Source organism: Dyadobacter beijingensis DSM 21582 (genome assembly GCF_000382205.1).
Taxonomy (GTDB): domain Bacteria; phylum Bacteroidota; class Bacteroidia; order Cytophagales; family Spirosomataceae; genus Dyadobacter; species Dyadobacter beijingensis.
On record NZ_KB907786.1, the window covers coordinates 875238 to 891218 of the forward strand.

A 15981-nucleotide genomic window follows, 5' to 3' on the forward strand; every position below is an offset into this window, starting at 1 on the left:
AAATGGCAGTTAAAATCAGATTAGCGCGTCGGGGACGCAAAAAGAAAGCGATCTATGATATCGTAGTCGCAGATGCCAGAGCACCACGTGATGGTCGCTTCATCGAAAAATTGGGTCTTTATAACCCAGGTACCAACCCTGCTTCCATCGTGTTGGAATCAGACAAAGCAGTTGACTGGCTTTTGAAAGGTGCTCAGCCAACTGACACAGCCCGTTCAATCCTGCAACATGAAGGTGTATTGCTCCGCAAGCACTTGCAAGTAGGTGTTTTGAAAGGTGCGATCACGCAGGAAGTTGCTGACGCGCGTTTCGAAGAGTGGAAAGGTTCGAAAACAGACCGTAAAACTACTGCTGCCGATACTTTGGCTCAGAAGAAAGACGCTGACAAAAAAGCGAAACTGGACGCAGAACGTAAAGTTAACGAAGCTCGTGCTGAGGCAATCGCTAAGAAAAACACTCCTCCTGCGGAAGAGGTTGCAACTGAGGAAGTGGTTGACGAAGCCGCTGACGCAACAGATGCAGCAGCAGAAGCTCCGGCAGCCGACGCTCCTGCGGAAGAGTCAGCAGAATAATTTGATGTTACATACATCCTTTATGGGTCTGTCGGTTCTCCGCACAGACTCATATTGTTTTATATAGAACCTAAATTTTAAATCCCGCAAATGACACAGGATAACTGTTATTTATTGGGCTATATCGTGCGGACCCACGGGACCGCCGGCAATGTGGTAATTTACCTGGATGTGGATTATCCGGATGATTACGAAGACCTGGAAACGGTTTATATCGAAATCAAAGGCGAACTCGTGCCTTATTTTATCGAAGACATCAACTTGCAGAAGCAAAGCAATGCAATCGTGACTTTTGAGGATGTCGACACTATTGTGAAAGCACAGGCGCTCGTAGGAAGTTCGCTGTACCTGCCGCTGGAAGATTTGCAGGAGCTGGAAGAAGGTGAGTTTTATTACCACGAAATCAAAGGCTTCACGGTAGTGGACGAAACAAAAGGGGAGCTGGGCATCGTGCGGGAGGTATATTCGCTGAATGGCCAGGATCTGATCGCGATGGATTACCAGGGCTCCGAAGTCCTCATTCCGACTGCGAACGACATTGTGATCAAAGCGGATAAGGAAGCAAAATCGCTTTTGGTCAATCTTCCCGAGGGCCTGCTCGAAGTTTACCTCGACAATTCATCCGAAAACATTCCCGACGATGATGCGGATTGATATTTTGAGCTGTGTTCCCAGCCTGCTCGACAGCTTTTTTGCGCATTCGATATTGAAGCGGGCGCAGCAGGCCAATCACGTCCAGGTGGTGATCCATGATATCCGCGATTATTCCACCAACAAACATCGCACGATCGACGACTACGCGTTCGGCGGCGGTGCAGGGATGGTATTGCAAATCGAGCCGATCGCGCGGTGCATTCGTGCATTACAAAGCGAGCGCACGTACGACGAGATCATTTACCTCACGCCCGACGGTGCGCAAATGCAGCAACGGATGGTGAACCAGCTTTCGCTCAAAGGCAACCTGATGATGCTCTGCGGGCATTACAAGGGCGTGGACCAGCGTGTGCGCGATATGTTCGTGACGAAGGAACTCAGTATCGGCGACTACGTACTTTCGGGAGGCGAACTGGCCGCGGCGGTACTGGCCGACGCCATTATCCGCCTCATTCCCGGCGTGCTGAACGACGAAACTTCCGCATTGACCGATTCATTCCAGGATAACCTGCTGGCGCCGCCGGTATATTCCCGCCCGGCCGATTTCGAAGGCCATAAGGTGCCGGAAATCCTGATGTCGGGGCACGAGGCAAAGATCGAGGAGTGGCGTTATGAACAGTCGTTGAAACGTACCAAAGAAAGAAGGCCGGACCTGTTGCAATAACAGCGGTCCGGCCTTTGTTCGCCGGAAGTTGTACTTCCGACGAATATTGTTGCCTGTAATCCTAAAAATCCAGGTTGCAGTTGATCCATTCGTTATCGAAGTTGGTGCCGTATTTGCGGTAAAAATTCACCGCCGACGTATTCCAGTCGAGCACCTGCCACATCATCCCTGTACATCCTACCTGCTTGGCGGCCGTTACCGTGGCGTCGAACAGGATCTTTCCGATGCCATTGCCGCGCATCGATTCGGTGACGATAATGTCTTCCATATAAAGCCGCTTTCCCTTCCAGGTGGAGTAGCGGTAATAGTATAAGCAAAGCCCGATGATTTTAGCATCCACTTCTGCCACGAAGAAGTCGAACAGCTTTTCATTGTAATCGCGGGTCATTTTATCGACATTATTGGTAACCTGGTTCAAAGCCCTCTCGTAGATCGCAAGCTCTTTTACCAACTCAAAAATTGCGGGTATATCCTCTGCTGTCCCCTGCCTGGTCGAAATATTCATGATAACGGTTTATTAATTAGAAAGGTTAAGAATCGAGAATATACTATTTCCTACTGATAGTTCACATAGTTTTCCCACTTTTCGAGGATGGCCTGGAAATTTTCGGGTAAATCGGTATCGAACTGCACCCATTGGCGGGTAGTAGGATGTATGAAACCGAGTGATTTGGCGTGCAATGCCTGCCCGGGAATGAAGCCGAACAGATTCTCCACCATAGCCTTGTAGCTCCCGGCCGATCCGCCGCGAAGGATCTTATCGCCGCCATACATCGGATCGTTGAAGATCGGGTGCCCGATGTGCTTCATATGCGCCCGTATCTGGTGCGTGCGTCCGGTTTCGAGGTTGCATTTGATGAGCGACACATAGCGCAGCGACTTGATTACCTCATAATGCGTAACGGCGTGCTTTCCCTGGCTGCCGTCGACAAACACATCCATTACCCGCCTGTCACGGGCGCTGCGTCCGATGTGGCCAGTAACGGTGCCTTTTTCGGCCTTGGGTTCGCCCCATATCAATGCGTGATAGGTTCGTTCTATTGAATGATCGGCAAACTGGTTCGCGAGGAAAGTCATCGCAAACTCGGTTTTGGCGATGACCAGCAATCCGGAAGTATCCTTATCAATGCGGTGCACCAGTCCCGGCCGGCCTTCGCCGTTGCGGCCGGTGGGCAGCTGCTGGAAATGGTACACGAGGCCGTTGATCAATGTGCCCGTCCAGTTGCCATATGCCGGGTGGACGACCATTCCGGCGGCTTTGTTGACGATCATCAGCACATCGTCCTCATAAATGATATTGAGCGGAAGATCTTCCGGAATGATCTCGGTATCGCGTGGCGGCTGGGGCAATGAAAGGGTAACGACGTCGAACGGTTTCACTTTGTAGCTGGCCTTCGTAGGCTGCCCGTTCACCCGTACTGCTTCGGCTTCGATGCCGTTTTGTATTTTTGTCCTGGAAGCGTTCGCGACGTGAAGATTCAGGTATTTATCGAGCCGCATCAGAGTCTGGCCTTTGTCGGCCACAATGCGGTAATGTTCAAATAAATCGTCCTCGTCAGAGGCAATATCAACTAGTTCTTCGGACATTCTGTTTTCATTTACAATCGGCAAAATTACCAAAATAAGTGGATTTACTAAGTCCGGCCCCGCCCACGCCCCTGCAACGCCTCTCGAATGCGGACACTGATCGCGCGGGGATACAGCTCCATATCAAGCGCGACGACCTCATTCACCCGACCGTTTCGGGCAACAAATGGCGGAAGCTGAAATACAGTTTGCGCGACGCGCTGGAACAAGGTGCGACAACGATCCTGACATTCGGCGGAGCTTATTCCAACCATTTGTACGCCACCGCGGCGGCCGGAAATGCATTGGGGTTAAAAACGATCGGCATTGTGCGCGGGCTTGAACTCGAAGGTCAGGAGAATTCGACGCTGCACTTCTGTCGGACAAATGGGATGATGCTGCATTATGTGTCGCGGGAGGAATACCGGCAGCGCCATTCGGAAACGTATCTGGAACAGATCGCGGCGCAGTTTGGGCATCCCTATATGATTCCGGAAGGCGGCAGCACGGAACTTGCGTTAAAAGGCGTTGCCGAAATGGCGGCCGAGGTGACGGGCCAGCTGGGTTACCGACCCGACTATTTTGCCACGGCAGCCGGCACGGGCGGCACCGCGGCGGGCATACTTTCCGCCGGAGCCGCTGTATTGGCTTTTTCCGCATTAAAAGGCGGCGATTTCCTGCGCGAGGACATTGCCGCATTGCTGCATGAAAACAACGGGCCCGGAAACCTTACATTGTTCACAGATTATCATTTTGGCGGCTATGCCAAATGGAATGATGAACTGCTGACATTCATGCAAGATTTCCGGGCTGAATTTGATATCCCATTGGAGCAGGTTTATACTGCCAAAATGTTCTACGGCCTGCTCGATTTGATCAAAAAAGGTTATTTCCAGCCCGGAGCCAGCATTGTGGCCGTACATACGGGCGGGTTGCAAGGGTTAGTCAAGGCGTAACTTCCTCCACTTCCTCCTCGCTATTCGCGGGTTTGTTGGCAAAAAACTCCTTGATGAGCTCTTTGTCGCCCGCAATCCAGAGTACATCGTGGTTTTCGATGATCATCGAGGAGTCGGGGTTGAGGATGCGCTCGCCATTGCGTTCCAGCCCGACGATCATCCCGTGCGTCATTTCGCGGATCTGGCTGTTGCGGATCGTTTTGCCGCGGATATTGTGCTGCGGTTTGATCTCGACGCGTTCCAGCACGACGTAGTCCTCGTGCGCCATGTAAACATCTCCATTGGTACTGATTTCGATATGGCTGCGGAAGACGTCCAGCTGGTCGTCGGTACCGATTACCTCGATGCGGTCACAGGGGTAAAGCACTTCCGTGGGCCGGGGAAGATGGATGGTTTTACTGCCGCGCTCGATCAGCACGACATTTATCCCGAAATTCTCCCGGATTTTCAGTTCCTGCAAGGTTTTGCCGATCAGGTTCGAGTCGGCGCTTACTTCCAGGAATGCGAAATGCGCATCCCACGGCAGGAGGATCTTCCTGGATTTGCCGCTGCCTTCCAGCTGGCGTGCATTGAGGTTTTGCAGAAAACGGTCCTCGATTTTGTGATAAAACCTTTGGAGCATTTGATAAAAAATAGCGAGGCCCAGCACCATGATCCCGCCTGCTATCATGAATGCGGTTTGCGTCGAGAAGAACGAGTTGAGCAGGAATGCCATGAGTAAAATGGCGATCACTACCCTCGAAAATTCAAGCAGCAGCAGTGGGCCACGGCTGTATTTCCGGCTGAGCCAGATGGCCGAATATGCTTTTCGATTCCCTCTTTTGAAAACCAATGCCCAGAGGAAAGGCGAAATGAGCAGGAATGTGATGCCGAAAATGACCGAATTGGTCACGAATGTCTCGGGTACGCGCGTATGCAGCTGGTCTGCGAGCCAGCGCGAGGACGCGAGGATGATGCCCACCACCACGACGGAGTTCAGAATGACCGTTTGCGCGTACGATTTCAGGATTTCGTTCCACTGGGTAGTCTGCACGATGGTTTCGGTGCTGGTACTGTACCGATTGAGGTAATTCCGCCATTTTTCGGGCAGGTTTCTGTCAAACCAATCGTACAGCGGCTCGGAGGCCTTCATCATGTACGGCGTAGCGAAGGTCGTGATGACCGAAACACCCACCGCGATCGGGTAGAGGAAGCCGCTGGTAACTTTTAATGAAAGTCCCAGGTTGGCTATAATGAATGAGAATTCCCCGATTTGCGACAAACTCATCCCCGATTGCAGCGATTTTTTCAAAGGCTGACCGGAAATGACGGCGCCGAGCGTGACGAAGGTGGTTTTACCCAAAATGACAACCAGCACGAGAATGGCCGTCGGTACGGCGTATTCCAGCAGCAGGCTTGGATTAATCAGCATCCCTACCGAGATGAAGAAAACGGCTCCGAAAAGGTCTTTCACCGGTTTGAGCAAATGCTCGATCTTCTCTGCGTGCGTGGTTTCGGCCAGGATAGATCCCATGATAAACGCTCCCAATGCTGCCGAAAACCCGGCCTGGGTTACGAGGAATACCATTCCGAAACACAATGCGACGGAAGTGATGAGCACGCTTTCGTCGTTCATCAGGTGTCGGTAGCGGCGCAGCAGGGTAGGGAAGAGGAAAATCCCGCCCAGGAACCAGAGCGTGAGGAAAAAGAAGAGCTTCAAACTCGACTGAATGAGCTCGTAACCGGCAAACTGCTGGCTCAGAGACAACGTCGAGAGCAAAACCATCAGCAAGACGGCCGTCAAATCCTCGATCACGAGAATGCCCATCACGACGCGGGTGAACTTTTGCGTTTTCAGTCCCAGTTCGTCGAACGCCCGGAAAATGATGGTGGTGGAGGAAATGGCGATGATACCGCCGAGAAAAAGGCTGTCGGTTTTGCTCCAACCCAGGAGCTGCCCCGTCACAAAACCCGTGACGAGCATCATAAATACTTCAAAAAGACCCGTTATGGCGGCGGTATTACCGACTTTGACCAGTTTTTTGAAACTGAATTCCAGACCGAGGTTGAACAGGAGGAAGATTACCCCTATTTCACCCCAGATCTCGATCGTTTTAATGTCGGTAATGGTAGGGAACAAATGGAAATTTGGACCCACAAGTAACCCGGCCAATATGTAGCCCAGCACAATGGGCTGCTTCAATTTCTTGACGATAAGGGTAATTACACCCGCCATCGCAAGGATTAAAGATAGGTCGACAATTAATTGTGGAACGTGAGTCATGAAGGGTGGGTGTTGATGGAAAAAATTTACTTAGATCAATAAAATACAAAAAGCCTTCGACGAATCAAAGGCTTTCTGTGTTTTATCTAATCGGAAACTTTAACCTACACTTCCTTCCAGGCTGATTTCCAGTAATTTCTGCGCTTCCACGGCAAACTCCATCGGAAGCTGGTTTAATACTTCTTTAGCATAGCCATTCACGATCAAAGCAACCGCTTGTTCCGTTGGGATACCGCGCTGGTTGCAATAAAAAAGAATGTCCTCGCCGATCTTCGAAGTAGTCGCTTCGTGCTCTACCGTGGCCGACGGGTTGTTCACTTCAATATAAGGGAAAGTGTGCGCGCCGCATTTGTCGCCGAGCAACAGGGAGTCGCACTGCGAGAAGTTACGCGCCTTTTCAGCCTTTTTGAACACCTGCACAAGCCCGCGGTAAGAGTTTTGGCTCTTGCCGGCAGAAATACCTTTCGAAACGATCCGGCTTTTCGTGTTTTTACCGATGTGGATCATTTTGGTGCCGGTATCGGCCTGCTGCATATTATTGGTCACTGCCACGGAGTAAAACTCACCGATAGAATTGTCGCCTTTCAAGATCACCGAAGGGTATTTCCAGGTGATTGCCGAACCGGTTTCCACCTGTGTCCACGAGATTTTCGAGTTAGGGCCGTCGCAAAGGCCGCGTTTCGTTACGAAGTTGTAAATACCGCCTTTCCCGTCCTTATCACCTGGATACCAGTTTTGTACGGTCGAATATTTGACATTTGCATTATCGTGTGCGAAGATTTCCACCACGGCAGCGTGCAGCTGGTTTTCATCGCGCATCGGGGCTGTACAACCTTCGAGGTAACTCACGTGGCTGTCTTCGTCGCCGATGATCAGCGTTCTTTCGAACTGGCCTGTTCCTGCCGCATTGATACGGAAGTAGGTCGAGAGTTCCATCGGGCAACGCACGCCTTTCGGGATGTATACAAATGACCCGTCGGAAAATACCGCGGAGTTCAGGGCAGCATAATAGTTATCTTTCGGCGGTACCACCGAGCCGAGGTACTTCTTCACCAGGTCGGGATGCTCGCGGATCGCCTCGCTGATGGAACAGAAAATAATGCCTTTTTCTTTGAGCGTATCCTTGAAGGTAGTGAACACGGATTCGGAGTCCATTACCGCGTCGACCGCGATGCCGGAGATCCTTTTTTGTTCGTTCAGCGAAATACCCAGTCTTTCGAAGGTGTTGCGCAGCTCGGGATCGATGTCGTCGATGCTTTCAACAGCTTTCTTCTTTTTGGGCGCCGAGTAATATTTGATAGCCTGGAAGTCGATGGGCGGATAATGCACATTCGGCCATTTCGGCTCCTCCATGGTAAGCCACAGATGGTACGCTTTGAGGCGCCATTGCAGCATCCATTCGGGCTCGTTCTTTTTGGCTGAAATGAACCTGACAATATCGTCATTAAGGCCCGCGGGAGCCTCATCTGCCTCAATATCAGTCACAAAGCCATACTTGTATTCCGAACTGGTGATTTCCTCCAACAATTCTTCTTCTTTGCTCATAGTCGTAATAAAGTCACACTGTGGTTGGTAATATCCTAACACAGAGAAGTGGGATTGAGTTTAATCAGAGGGTCAAAATTACGGAAAAATGTGGAGAATCCGGCAGCTGGCGGCTAAAATGGGCTTTTGTCCGGTAAAAAGCGAAAAGACCCGCCGGGGCAGGTCTTTCAACGCGTTTATGCACAAAAACTTTACAGGTAAGCCTTTGCGGAAAGGTAATTTTTGACATAATCATCAATACCCTCTTCCAGCGTGCTGAACGGACGGGTATATCCGATGGCGCGTAACTTGCTCATATTGGCCTGGGTAAAGTATTGGTATTTGTCGCGAATGTCCTCCGGCGTGTCGATGAACGAAATGTCCGGCGTTTTGCCCATCGCATGGAACGTGTTCGTTACCAGGTCTTTGAATGTGCGCGCTTTACCGCTGCCAAGATTGTAGATGCCCGAGTTCTTGCGGTGGTGCATGAAGTAAATGCAAACGTCGATCAGGTCTTTGACATAAATGAAGTCGCGCATTTGCTCGCCGTCCTTGAAGTCGGGGTTATGTGAGCGGAAAAGCTTCATTTTTTCCGTCGCTTTGATCTGGTTATAGGCATGGAAAATTACCGATGCCATGCGGCCTTTGTGGTATTCGTTGGGGCCATACACATTGAAAAACTTCAATCCGGCCCAGAAAAACGGCTTTTTCTCCTGCGCCAATGCCCATTTATCGAATTCGTTTTTGGAATCGCCGTAAGGATTGAGCGGTTTCAGCTGGCCGAGGGTGCTCTCATTGTCGTCGTACCCGTACTCGCCCAGCCCGTACGTTGCCGCGGACGACGCGTACACGAGGGGAATCTGGTATGCCACGCATTTCTCCCAGATCGCTTTGGAATAATTTACATTCAGTTCATCGAAAATTTCCTTATCGAACTCCGTCGTGTCGGTGCGCGCGCCGATGTGAAAAATGAATTCGACATCGCGGCTGTTGGCGTCCAGCCATTCAAAAAGTGCATTCCTTTCTACTTTTTCCTTGATGGTCTTTCCTTCGAGGTTTTCAGCCTTCTCGATTTTGGAAAAATCATCTACTGCGATAATGTTTTTAAAGCCGTCCTGATTGAGCCGGCCAATGAGCCCGCTGCCGATGAAGCCGGCTGCTCCTGTTACGATAATCATGGAGATTATATGTTTAACTGTAAAAAGAATGCCAGATAAGAGCAGCGGACTGTGCCGATCTACTCTTAAATTTAAAGGGCGAAATAGGATTTTTTTTAGTTATCCTCTTGTTGTAAAGCAAAACTACGGATACAAGGTGTAATTTTGCACCAGAATTATCAAGTGGCAGGAAGTTTTATGATTTACGTAACAAGAAAAGAGCATTTCAATGCGGCGCACCGGCTTTACAACCCGGCGTGGAGTGACGAGAAAAACCAGGAGGTGTTTGGCCCGTGCGCCAACAACAACTGGCATGGGCATAATTTTGAGCTGATTGTTACGGTAAAAGGCAAGCCGGACCCCGACACCGGTTTCGTGATCGATCTGAAAGTGCTGGGGGATATTGTGAAAAAAGAGGTGGTGGATAAGGTCGATCATAAAAACCTGAACCTTGACGTGGATTTCATGCAAGGCAAAATGGCTTCCTGCGAGATATTCGTGATGGAAATCTGGAACATTCTGGCGCCGGCCATCGCCCATGCCGCTCCGCACGCAAAACTGCATTATATCAAGCTGATAGAAACGCCCAAGAACTTCGTGGAGTATTATGGGGAATAGGTTGACCGCCGACGGCCGACCGCTGACCGCCGGATTGCCGGCCACCGATTGCTTATGAAATACTACTTGATCGCGGGCGAACGCTCGGGGGATTTGCATGGCTCTAATCTGATTAAGGGGATTCGGGCGAATGATCCGGACGCGGAGTTTCGTGGCTGGGGCGGCGATATGATGGAGGCGGAAGGAATGCAGCTCGTGACGCACTACAAGGACACGGCTTTTATGGGCTTCCTGGAAGTAGTGATGAACCTGCGCACCATCACTGGCTTTCTCAAAAAATGCAAGGCCGACATCACACATTATCAGCCGGATGCATTGATCCTCATCGATTATCCGGGTTTCAACCTCCGCATGGCCTCGTTTGCGAAGGCCAAAGGCTTGAAAGTGTTCTACTACATTTCACCGAAAGTGTGGGCCTGGAACCAGAAGCGCGCCTGGAAGATCAAGGCCAACGTCGATCACATGTTCGTGATCTTCCCATTTGAAGTAGATTTTTACAAAAAATACGACTACCCCGTCGATTACGTGGGCAACCCGCTCATGGACGCCATCGCCGCATTCCGCCCCGATCCGGGTTTCCGCGCCAAACACAGCCTCGACGACCGCCCGATTATCGCATTACTTCCCGGCAGCCGCAAGCAGGAAATCATCGGCATGCTCGATACGATGCTCACTACCCAAAAGCATTTCCCCGATCATCAATATGTGATTGCAGGCGTGAAGAATCTACCTGCCGCACTGTACGAACAGTATTTATCCAGCGGCCAGGCTAAAATAGTGTACGAGAGCACCTACGACCTGCTCTCCGTCGCCGAAGCCGCGCTCGTTACTTCGGGTACGGCCACCCTGGAAACGGCGTTACTGAAAGTTCCTGAGGTGGTGTGCTACCGCACGAGCGCGATTTCCTATGCATTGGCCAGGCGGCTCATCCGTATTCCCTTCATTTCGCTTGTGAACTTAATTTTGGAAAAAGAAGCGGTGCGGGAGCTGATCCAGCATGAATTGAATGAGGGTAACCTGGTCGCCGAATTGAAGCAAATCCTTCCCGGCGGTACCAAGCACGATCGGCAAATGCAGGACTACAACCACCTCGCAGAGCTGGTGGGCGGCGCGGGAGCTTCTGAAAGGACGGGGGGCTTGATAGTTAAGTATTTACGCTGATTCACCAAAACCGTTTCTGATTGCTGACAGACAGGTATGCATCGAACTGGTCTTCACAATTGAGCAAATCGAGGCTTTCACAAACTGCCTGAGATACAATCATGCGATCGAGCGGGTCTTTGTGGTAATGGGGGAGCTTCTTCACAAATGCGGTTTGATAAACTTAATGGGAATCATTTCCATGCGAAGTCTTGCCAAATCGTTGCGTACGGAATCGTAGGGTATTGACATTTACAAAAAACAAAAAAGTTTAGCTAAATACCCCGTTCTCTGAAAAATATATGTAGTCATCTACGTATATTTGAACTTAAATACAATATGAAAGCGCTATGAACATTTTCAACGACGTAGGTGCCCTTGCGATTTCGACGCGGTTGCAGCGGCTGAGCGACCAATTCAGGAAGGATGGCGTGCTCATTTACCAGCACAACGGGATCAGTTTCGAGCCAAAATGGTTTCCGGTGATTTATGCTTTGCATTTGAAGCAGGCGCTGGGCATCATGGAACTCTCGGAAGAAATCGGATATGCGCATCCTTCGACGATCAGCCTGTTGAAGGAGCTGGAAAAGGAAGGGCTCGTGGAGTCGTTCAAGGACCAGCGCGACGAGCGGAAACGGATGGTGCGGCTTTCGCCCAAAGCGACGGAGCTGGTAGCGCAAATGCAGCCCGTATGGGAGAAGATCCGGAAAACAGCCGAGGACATTATCGATAACGCCAATAACCTGCTGCAAGCTATGGACGAGACGGAATATCAATTGAAAAAAGAAGGTTTTTTTGAACGCTACAAAAGAATGGAGCAAGAAGAAACAAATGCTGCGATCCGCATTGTGGATTACCAGCCGGCTTATGCAAAAGCATTTTACGACCTGAACTACGCCTGGATTTCCGAGACTTACGAGGTCGAGCCCGAAGACGAAAAGACATTGTCCGATCCCGAGACCTATTATCTCAAAGACGGCGGCGCGATCCTCATCGCATTGTATGGCGACGAGCCCGTGGGTACCTGCGCATTGAAACGCGACGGCGACATTGTAGAAATGAGCAAAATGACCGTTTCAAAAAGCATGCGGGGCAAGAGGATCGGCGATTTGCTGGGGAATGCGGTCATCGAAAAGGCACGGGAACTCGGCGCATCAAAAGTCATCCTCTATTCCAACCGGAAAGGCTCGGCTGCGGGCATTAACCTGTATAAGAAGCTAGGCTTTGAAGAAGTACCCTTGACGGGACATAACTTCAAGCGGGCTGATATCAAGATGGAATTGGGATTGAGCTAGGTGAATACCTTTTCCAAATGTATGGTCAATTCAGGAAATATGTTGGATTGCAGCGTCTTTACAGCCGGTTGTAATCCGACATATTTGCCGGTATCATTCAAGACATAAGGGAAAACAGCATCGCGATCTGAATCTACAAGCCAATATTCGCGAACTCCGCATTCTTGATACAACAAAAATTTATTGTACATCTCTTTCTGGGAATTTCCAGGCGAAAGAATTTCAATCACAAGATCGGGAGCTCCAAGACAACCTTTTTCGTCGAGCTTGTTTCTGTCGCATATGACACAAAGGTCGGGTTGGACCACAGTATAAATATCACGATTCGCAATGGCAGATCTTTTGCTGTCAAACAATCTTACGTCAAATGGTGCGCTGAACAATTTGCAGGGATGGTCCATTAAATAAATAAAAAGGTTGCCTTGCAAATTCGTTGAAATGAGTTGATGCCGCGTATTTGGTGCCGGCGACATCTTAAAAATCTTTCCCTTAATCAGTTCAAGACGTTCCTCAAATTGCCAAAGTAAATAATCGGCATAAGTGTATGTGCCGTTTGGGTCCAGGTCGTTGATGTCGGTGATAATTGCGGACATGGCTTTCAGTTTTGAGTAAATCTACCCAAAATCCTGCCGCAAGTCAACGACTTGCTTTGCAATGCAGTGCAAAACGAATAGGGGCAACCCGGTTTGAGCTAATCAAGTCTTCCGCTTCTTCTTACGCGCTGAAGGAAACAGCACATTGTTTAAAATCAGCCTGTATCCCGGCGAATTGGGGTAGAGGTTCAGGTCGGTGGGCATGCGGCGGCCGCCTCCGCCGCGACCTTCGGGGTCGTGGCCGCCGTAGAAGGTCCATTGCCCGCGGCCGAGTTCGCCGTAAATGTAACGGTCGGAGCTGGCGCTGGTACCCATGATGAGCGAGCTGGGTTTGACGGTGTATTTGGAGAAAGCCGTCGTCTGCCCGAAAAATTCGCGGATCAGGTTTTCATGGTTTTGTACGAGCATGGCCGGGATGACGTCCCATTTGGCCGAAAAGTCGAAAAGGGAGAAGTAGGCATCGTTCTCGCCCCAGCCGCGGTACCGGCCGGCAGAAGAATTGATGTCCGAGAAATTCATCCCGTCGTATTCGTCGAGTTGCAGTTTGAAATTGTAAAATGCGAATGTCTTGTCGAAATCGAGCTTCGACTGCGCTTCCGGGTCGATGCCGTCGCCGTCGAGGTTATCGACAATGTCCACACCCTCGGCGGCCAATGCAATGTCGAATGTTTCCGCGCCCGAGCACATCGCAAACAGAAAGCCGCCGCCGGCACAAAATTCCTTGATCGCCTTCGCCACGGCCAGTTTCAGCTGCGGCACCTTGGCGAATCCAAACCGGCTGGCAATGGCCTCCTGGGCCTTGATATCGGCTTCGCTGGTTCGCCGCAGGTTTTTGCCGAATTGCCCCGTGAAATCCTCGTGGTGCAAATGCAGCCAGTCGTATTTCGGCAGGTCGCCGCGCATGATTTCTTCGTCGTAAATCACTTCGAAAGGGATTTCGGCATATTTCAACACCAGCAGCACGGCGTCGGTATTCTCGAATTCGGCCGGACTGATCTTGATCGGCGAATAAACGGCGATTTTGGCCGCTTTAAACAGCTTCACCACGTCCATATTCACATTCGGATTGCTGATTTCGGCGACGATCTGGGCCGAGGCCGCTTCCGACAGTACCTCATAGGAAACCGCCCGGAGCTTGCATTCATTTTCGATGGATTTGGAATACTGTACCTTGAAACTCCCGCCCCGGTAATTGAGCAGCCATTCCACTTCAATATCCCCTTTCAGCAGCATATAGGCCAGTCCGTAAGCCTTCAAATGGTTCGTCTGGGTGTTGTCCATCGGGATCAGGATCTGGTTTGCGAGGCAGATTTGGCACAGGAAAACCATCAGGAGCGGTAGAATCTTTCTCGGCATAGTAAGATACGTTTGAGGTCCGAAGCTGCATCGTCAGGGGAGGTGTATCAAATTTAAATAAATAACATCAATTTAGATAGCTGGAAATGAGGTTTTTGTGGGGTCACTGCCTATTTTTGGAACATACCTCTACTCACTGCTTCCCATGACCGAAACACAAATCCTGAACTACGCCCTGAACCAGTTCGCGGGGATCGATGCCGACGCGTTCGAATTATCGTCGTCGTACTGGCAGCGGAAAACCTACGGCAAAGGCGAGTTTTATAACGAATACAAGAATGTATGCAAATACCTGGGCTTTATCATCGACGGCGTGTTCCGCACGTATTACATCGACGACGTGTCGGCCGAGGAAAAGAATGTCTTTTTCTTTTCCAAAAACCAGGTCGTGGTGGCTTACAAAAGTTTTGTGACGCAAACGCCGTGCAGCTATTACACCGAATCCATGACGGAATCGACGGTGTTATACATCCATGTCAATCATTTGAACGAATTATATGCCAAATCGCATCATTGGGAGCGCTTCGGGCGGCTGGTGGCGGAGACGGCATTTAACCTCGCGATGAACCGTGCCGAAGAGTTCATGTTCCGCACGCCCGAGCAGCGCTACCTGGAACTGATCCAGAACCATCCCGACATTTTTAACAATGTCCCGTTGTACCATATCGCCTCATATTTAGGCATTCAGGCACCTTCTTTGAGCCGGATCAGAAAAAGAATGGTGGGTAAATGACGATCTTAACCTGAGTTAAGAATATAGTCGGCTAACGTGCTGAATTTTGTCATGTTCAAAGATTGAACGAGACCAAAAATCAACTTTTAACCGATAGAAATCATGAAAGCCAATAACACCAAAACCGTCGTATTTGTAACAGGTGCATTCGTAAGCCACAATGGCTGGGACCAATGGAAAACCTATTTCGAAAATAAGGGCTACACCACTTACGCACCTGCCTGGCCCCACAAGGACGCCCCTGCGGCAGAGCTGAGAGACAGGCAACCCAACGATACCGCCCTGGCCGGCCTGACGTTCAAAGAGCTGATCGACCATTATGCCGATTTTGTCAAATCATTACCTGAAAAACCGATCATCATCGGCCACTCGCTGGGTGGATTGATCACCCAGATTTTGATTAACCGCGACCTGGGCGTTGCCGGTATCGCTATCCACCCCGTACCACCGCAAGGCGTGATCCCTTACGAATTCTCGTTCCTGAAAGCGGGTTACAAAGTGTTCGGGTTGTTTACTTCATTGAAAAAAACTTACCTGATGTCGCTCGCCGACTGGCAGTACGCCTTCACCAACGGCATGACGCTGGAAGAACAGATGAAGACCTGGGAAGAAAACGTGATTCCCGAATCCAAAACCGTAGCACGCGGCGGTATCACATCCGCGGCAGCCGTGGATTTCAAAAAAGCACATGCGCCATTGCTGATCACTTCGGGCGAGTTCGATAACATTATCCCCGCCTCGCTGAACCTGCGCAATTTCAAAGCCTACAAACAAAACGGCTCCGTGACGGACTATAAAGAGTTTCCAGGTCGCAACCACTTCGTGCTGGGCCAGCCGACCTGGAAAGAAGACGCCGATTACATTCTCGAATGGATCAGCAAACACTAAAA

17 protein-coding genes are annotated in these 15981 nt (G+C 50.4%); 9 read left to right on the forward strand and 8 right to left on the reverse strand.

Annotation, left to right across the window (positions count from 1 at the left end; all coding sequences use genetic code 11):
- The first annotated feature begins 2 nt into the window (after positions 1 to 2).
- From H144_RS0103700 to trmD, 3 genes are all read left to right on the forward strand, one after another.
- Positions 3 to 572 carry a 30S ribosomal protein S16 gene (locus tag H144_RS0103700; protein WP_026350393.1) on the forward strand — a complete coding sequence of 190 codons (570 nt, stop codon included), beginning with the start codon at positions 3 to 5 and terminating at the stop codon, positions 570 to 572.
- A 90-nt stretch (positions 573 to 662) separates the two neighbouring features.
- The gene (rimM, locus tag H144_RS0103705; RefSeq protein WP_019940688.1) at positions 663 to 1226 is read left to right on the forward strand and encodes a ribosome maturation factor RimM; all 564 of its coding nucleotides are present in this window, start codon (positions 663 to 665) and stop codon (positions 1224 to 1226) included.
- A complete protein-coding gene (trmD, locus tag H144_RS0103710; protein ID WP_026350394.1) occupies positions 1216 to 1890 on the forward strand; it encodes a tRNA (guanosine(37)-N1)-methyltransferase TrmD in 675 nt (224 codons plus the stop codon). Before rimM ends, trmD begins: the two co-directional genes overlap by 11 nt.
- 61 nt (positions 1891 to 1951) lie before the next feature.
- Here trmD and H144_RS0103715 read toward each other — a convergent pair whose 3' ends face one another.
- Both H144_RS0103715 and H144_RS0103720 read right to left on the reverse strand, forming a co-directional pair.
- Positions 1952 to 2395 carry a GNAT family N-acetyltransferase gene (locus H144_RS0103715; RefSeq protein WP_019940690.1) on the reverse strand — a complete coding sequence of 148 codons (444 nt, stop codon included), beginning with the start codon at positions 2393 to 2395 and terminating at the stop codon, positions 1952 to 1954.
- Positions 2396 to 2445: 50 nt separating this feature from the next.
- Positions 2446 to 3477, reverse strand: coding sequence for an RluA family pseudouridine synthase (locus tag H144_RS0103720; RefSeq protein WP_019940691.1), 1032 nt, complete (start codon positions 3475 to 3477; stop codon positions 2446 to 2448).
- 38 nt (positions 3478 to 3515) lie between these two features.
- Here H144_RS0103720 and H144_RS0103725 point away from each other — a divergent pair, with 38 nt between their 5' ends.
- A complete protein-coding gene (locus tag H144_RS0103725) occupies positions 3516 to 4412 on the forward strand; it encodes a 1-aminocyclopropane-1-carboxylate deaminase/D-cysteine desulfhydrase (RefSeq protein ID WP_019940692.1) in 897 nt (298 codons plus the stop codon).
- On the opposite strand, the gene H144_RS0103730 is transcribed toward H144_RS0103725, so the two are convergent.
- The 3 genes from H144_RS0103730 to rfaD all read right to left on the reverse strand — a co-directional run bounded on the left by H144_RS0103730 (position 4402) and on the right by rfaD (position 9377).
- Positions 4402 to 6675 carry a monovalent cation:proton antiporter family protein gene (locus H144_RS0103730; protein ID WP_033402356.1) on the reverse strand — a complete coding sequence of 758 codons (2274 nt, stop codon included), beginning with the start codon at positions 6673 to 6675 and terminating at the stop codon, positions 4402 to 4404. The genes H144_RS0103725 and H144_RS0103730 overlap by 11 nt on opposite strands.
- 99 nt (positions 6676 to 6774) lie before the next feature.
- Entirely contained in the window at positions 6775 to 8220 is a 1446-nt protein-coding gene (sufB, locus tag H144_RS0103735) for a Fe-S cluster assembly protein SufB (protein ID WP_019940694.1), read from the reverse strand.
- 191 nt (positions 8221 to 8411) lie between these two features.
- Positions 8412 to 9377, reverse strand: a complete 966-nt coding sequence (gene rfaD / locus H144_RS0103740) for an ADP-glyceromanno-heptose 6-epimerase (RefSeq protein WP_019940695.1) — start codon at positions 9375 to 9377, stop codon at positions 8412 to 8414.
- Positions 9378 to 9554: 177 nt separating this feature from the next.
- On the opposite strand from rfaD, the gene H144_RS0103745 reads away from it, so the two are divergent.
- Entirely contained in the window at positions 9555 to 9974 is a 420-nt protein-coding gene (locus tag H144_RS0103745) for a 6-pyruvoyl trahydropterin synthase family protein (RefSeq protein ID WP_019940696.1), read from the forward strand.
- A gap of 54 nt (positions 9975 to 10028) precedes the next feature.
- The gene (lpxB, locus tag H144_RS0103750) at positions 10029 to 11135 is read left to right on the forward strand and encodes a lipid-A-disaccharide synthase (protein WP_019940697.1); all 1107 of its coding nucleotides are present in this window, start codon (positions 10029 to 10031) and stop codon (positions 11133 to 11135) included.
- A 1-nt stretch (position 11136) separates the two neighbouring features.
- Here the strand turns inward: lpxB and H144_RS34205 are convergent, their stop codons facing one another.
- On the reverse strand, positions 11137 to 11280 hold the full coding sequence (locus tag H144_RS34205; RefSeq protein WP_157504425.1) for a PIN domain-containing protein: 144 nt from the start codon (positions 11278 to 11280) through the stop codon (positions 11137 to 11139).
- 184 nt (positions 11281 to 11464) lie between these two features.
- Here H144_RS34205 and H144_RS0103755 point away from each other — a divergent pair, with 184 nt between their 5' ends.
- The gene (locus tag H144_RS0103755) at positions 11465 to 12409 is read left to right on the forward strand and encodes a bifunctional helix-turn-helix transcriptional regulator/GNAT family N-acetyltransferase (RefSeq protein WP_019940698.1); all 945 of its coding nucleotides are present in this window, start codon (positions 11465 to 11467) and stop codon (positions 12407 to 12409) included.
- Here the strand turns inward: H144_RS0103755 and H144_RS0103760 are convergent.
- Together H144_RS0103760 and H144_RS0103765 are read right to left on the reverse strand one after the other, a co-directional pair.
- Positions 12406 to 13002 (reverse strand): Uma2 family endonuclease, encoded by a 597-nt coding sequence (locus H144_RS0103760; RefSeq protein ID WP_019940699.1) that lies wholly within the window; start codon positions 13000 to 13002, stop codon positions 12406 to 12408. The genes H144_RS0103755 and H144_RS0103760 overlap by 4 nt on opposite strands.
- Positions 13003 to 13104: 102 nt before the next feature.
- The gene (locus H144_RS0103765) at positions 13105 to 14358 is read right to left on the reverse strand and encodes a hypothetical protein (protein ID WP_026350395.1); all 1254 of its coding nucleotides are present in this window, start codon (positions 14356 to 14358) and stop codon (positions 13105 to 13107) included.
- Positions 14359 to 14503: 145 nt separating this feature from the next.
- On the opposite strand from H144_RS0103765, the gene H144_RS0103770 reads away from it, so the two are divergent.
- Both H144_RS0103770 and H144_RS0103775 read left to right on the forward strand, forming a co-directional pair.
- The gene (locus tag H144_RS0103770; protein WP_019940701.1) at positions 14504 to 15091 is read left to right on the forward strand and encodes a Crp/Fnr family transcriptional regulator; all 588 of its coding nucleotides are present in this window, start codon (positions 14504 to 14506) and stop codon (positions 15089 to 15091) included.
- 102 nt (positions 15092 to 15193) lie between these two features.
- Entirely contained in the window at positions 15194 to 15979 is a 786-nt protein-coding gene (locus tag H144_RS0103775; RefSeq protein WP_019940702.1) for an alpha/beta hydrolase, read from the forward strand.
- Positions 15980 to 15981 lie beyond the last annotated feature (2 nt).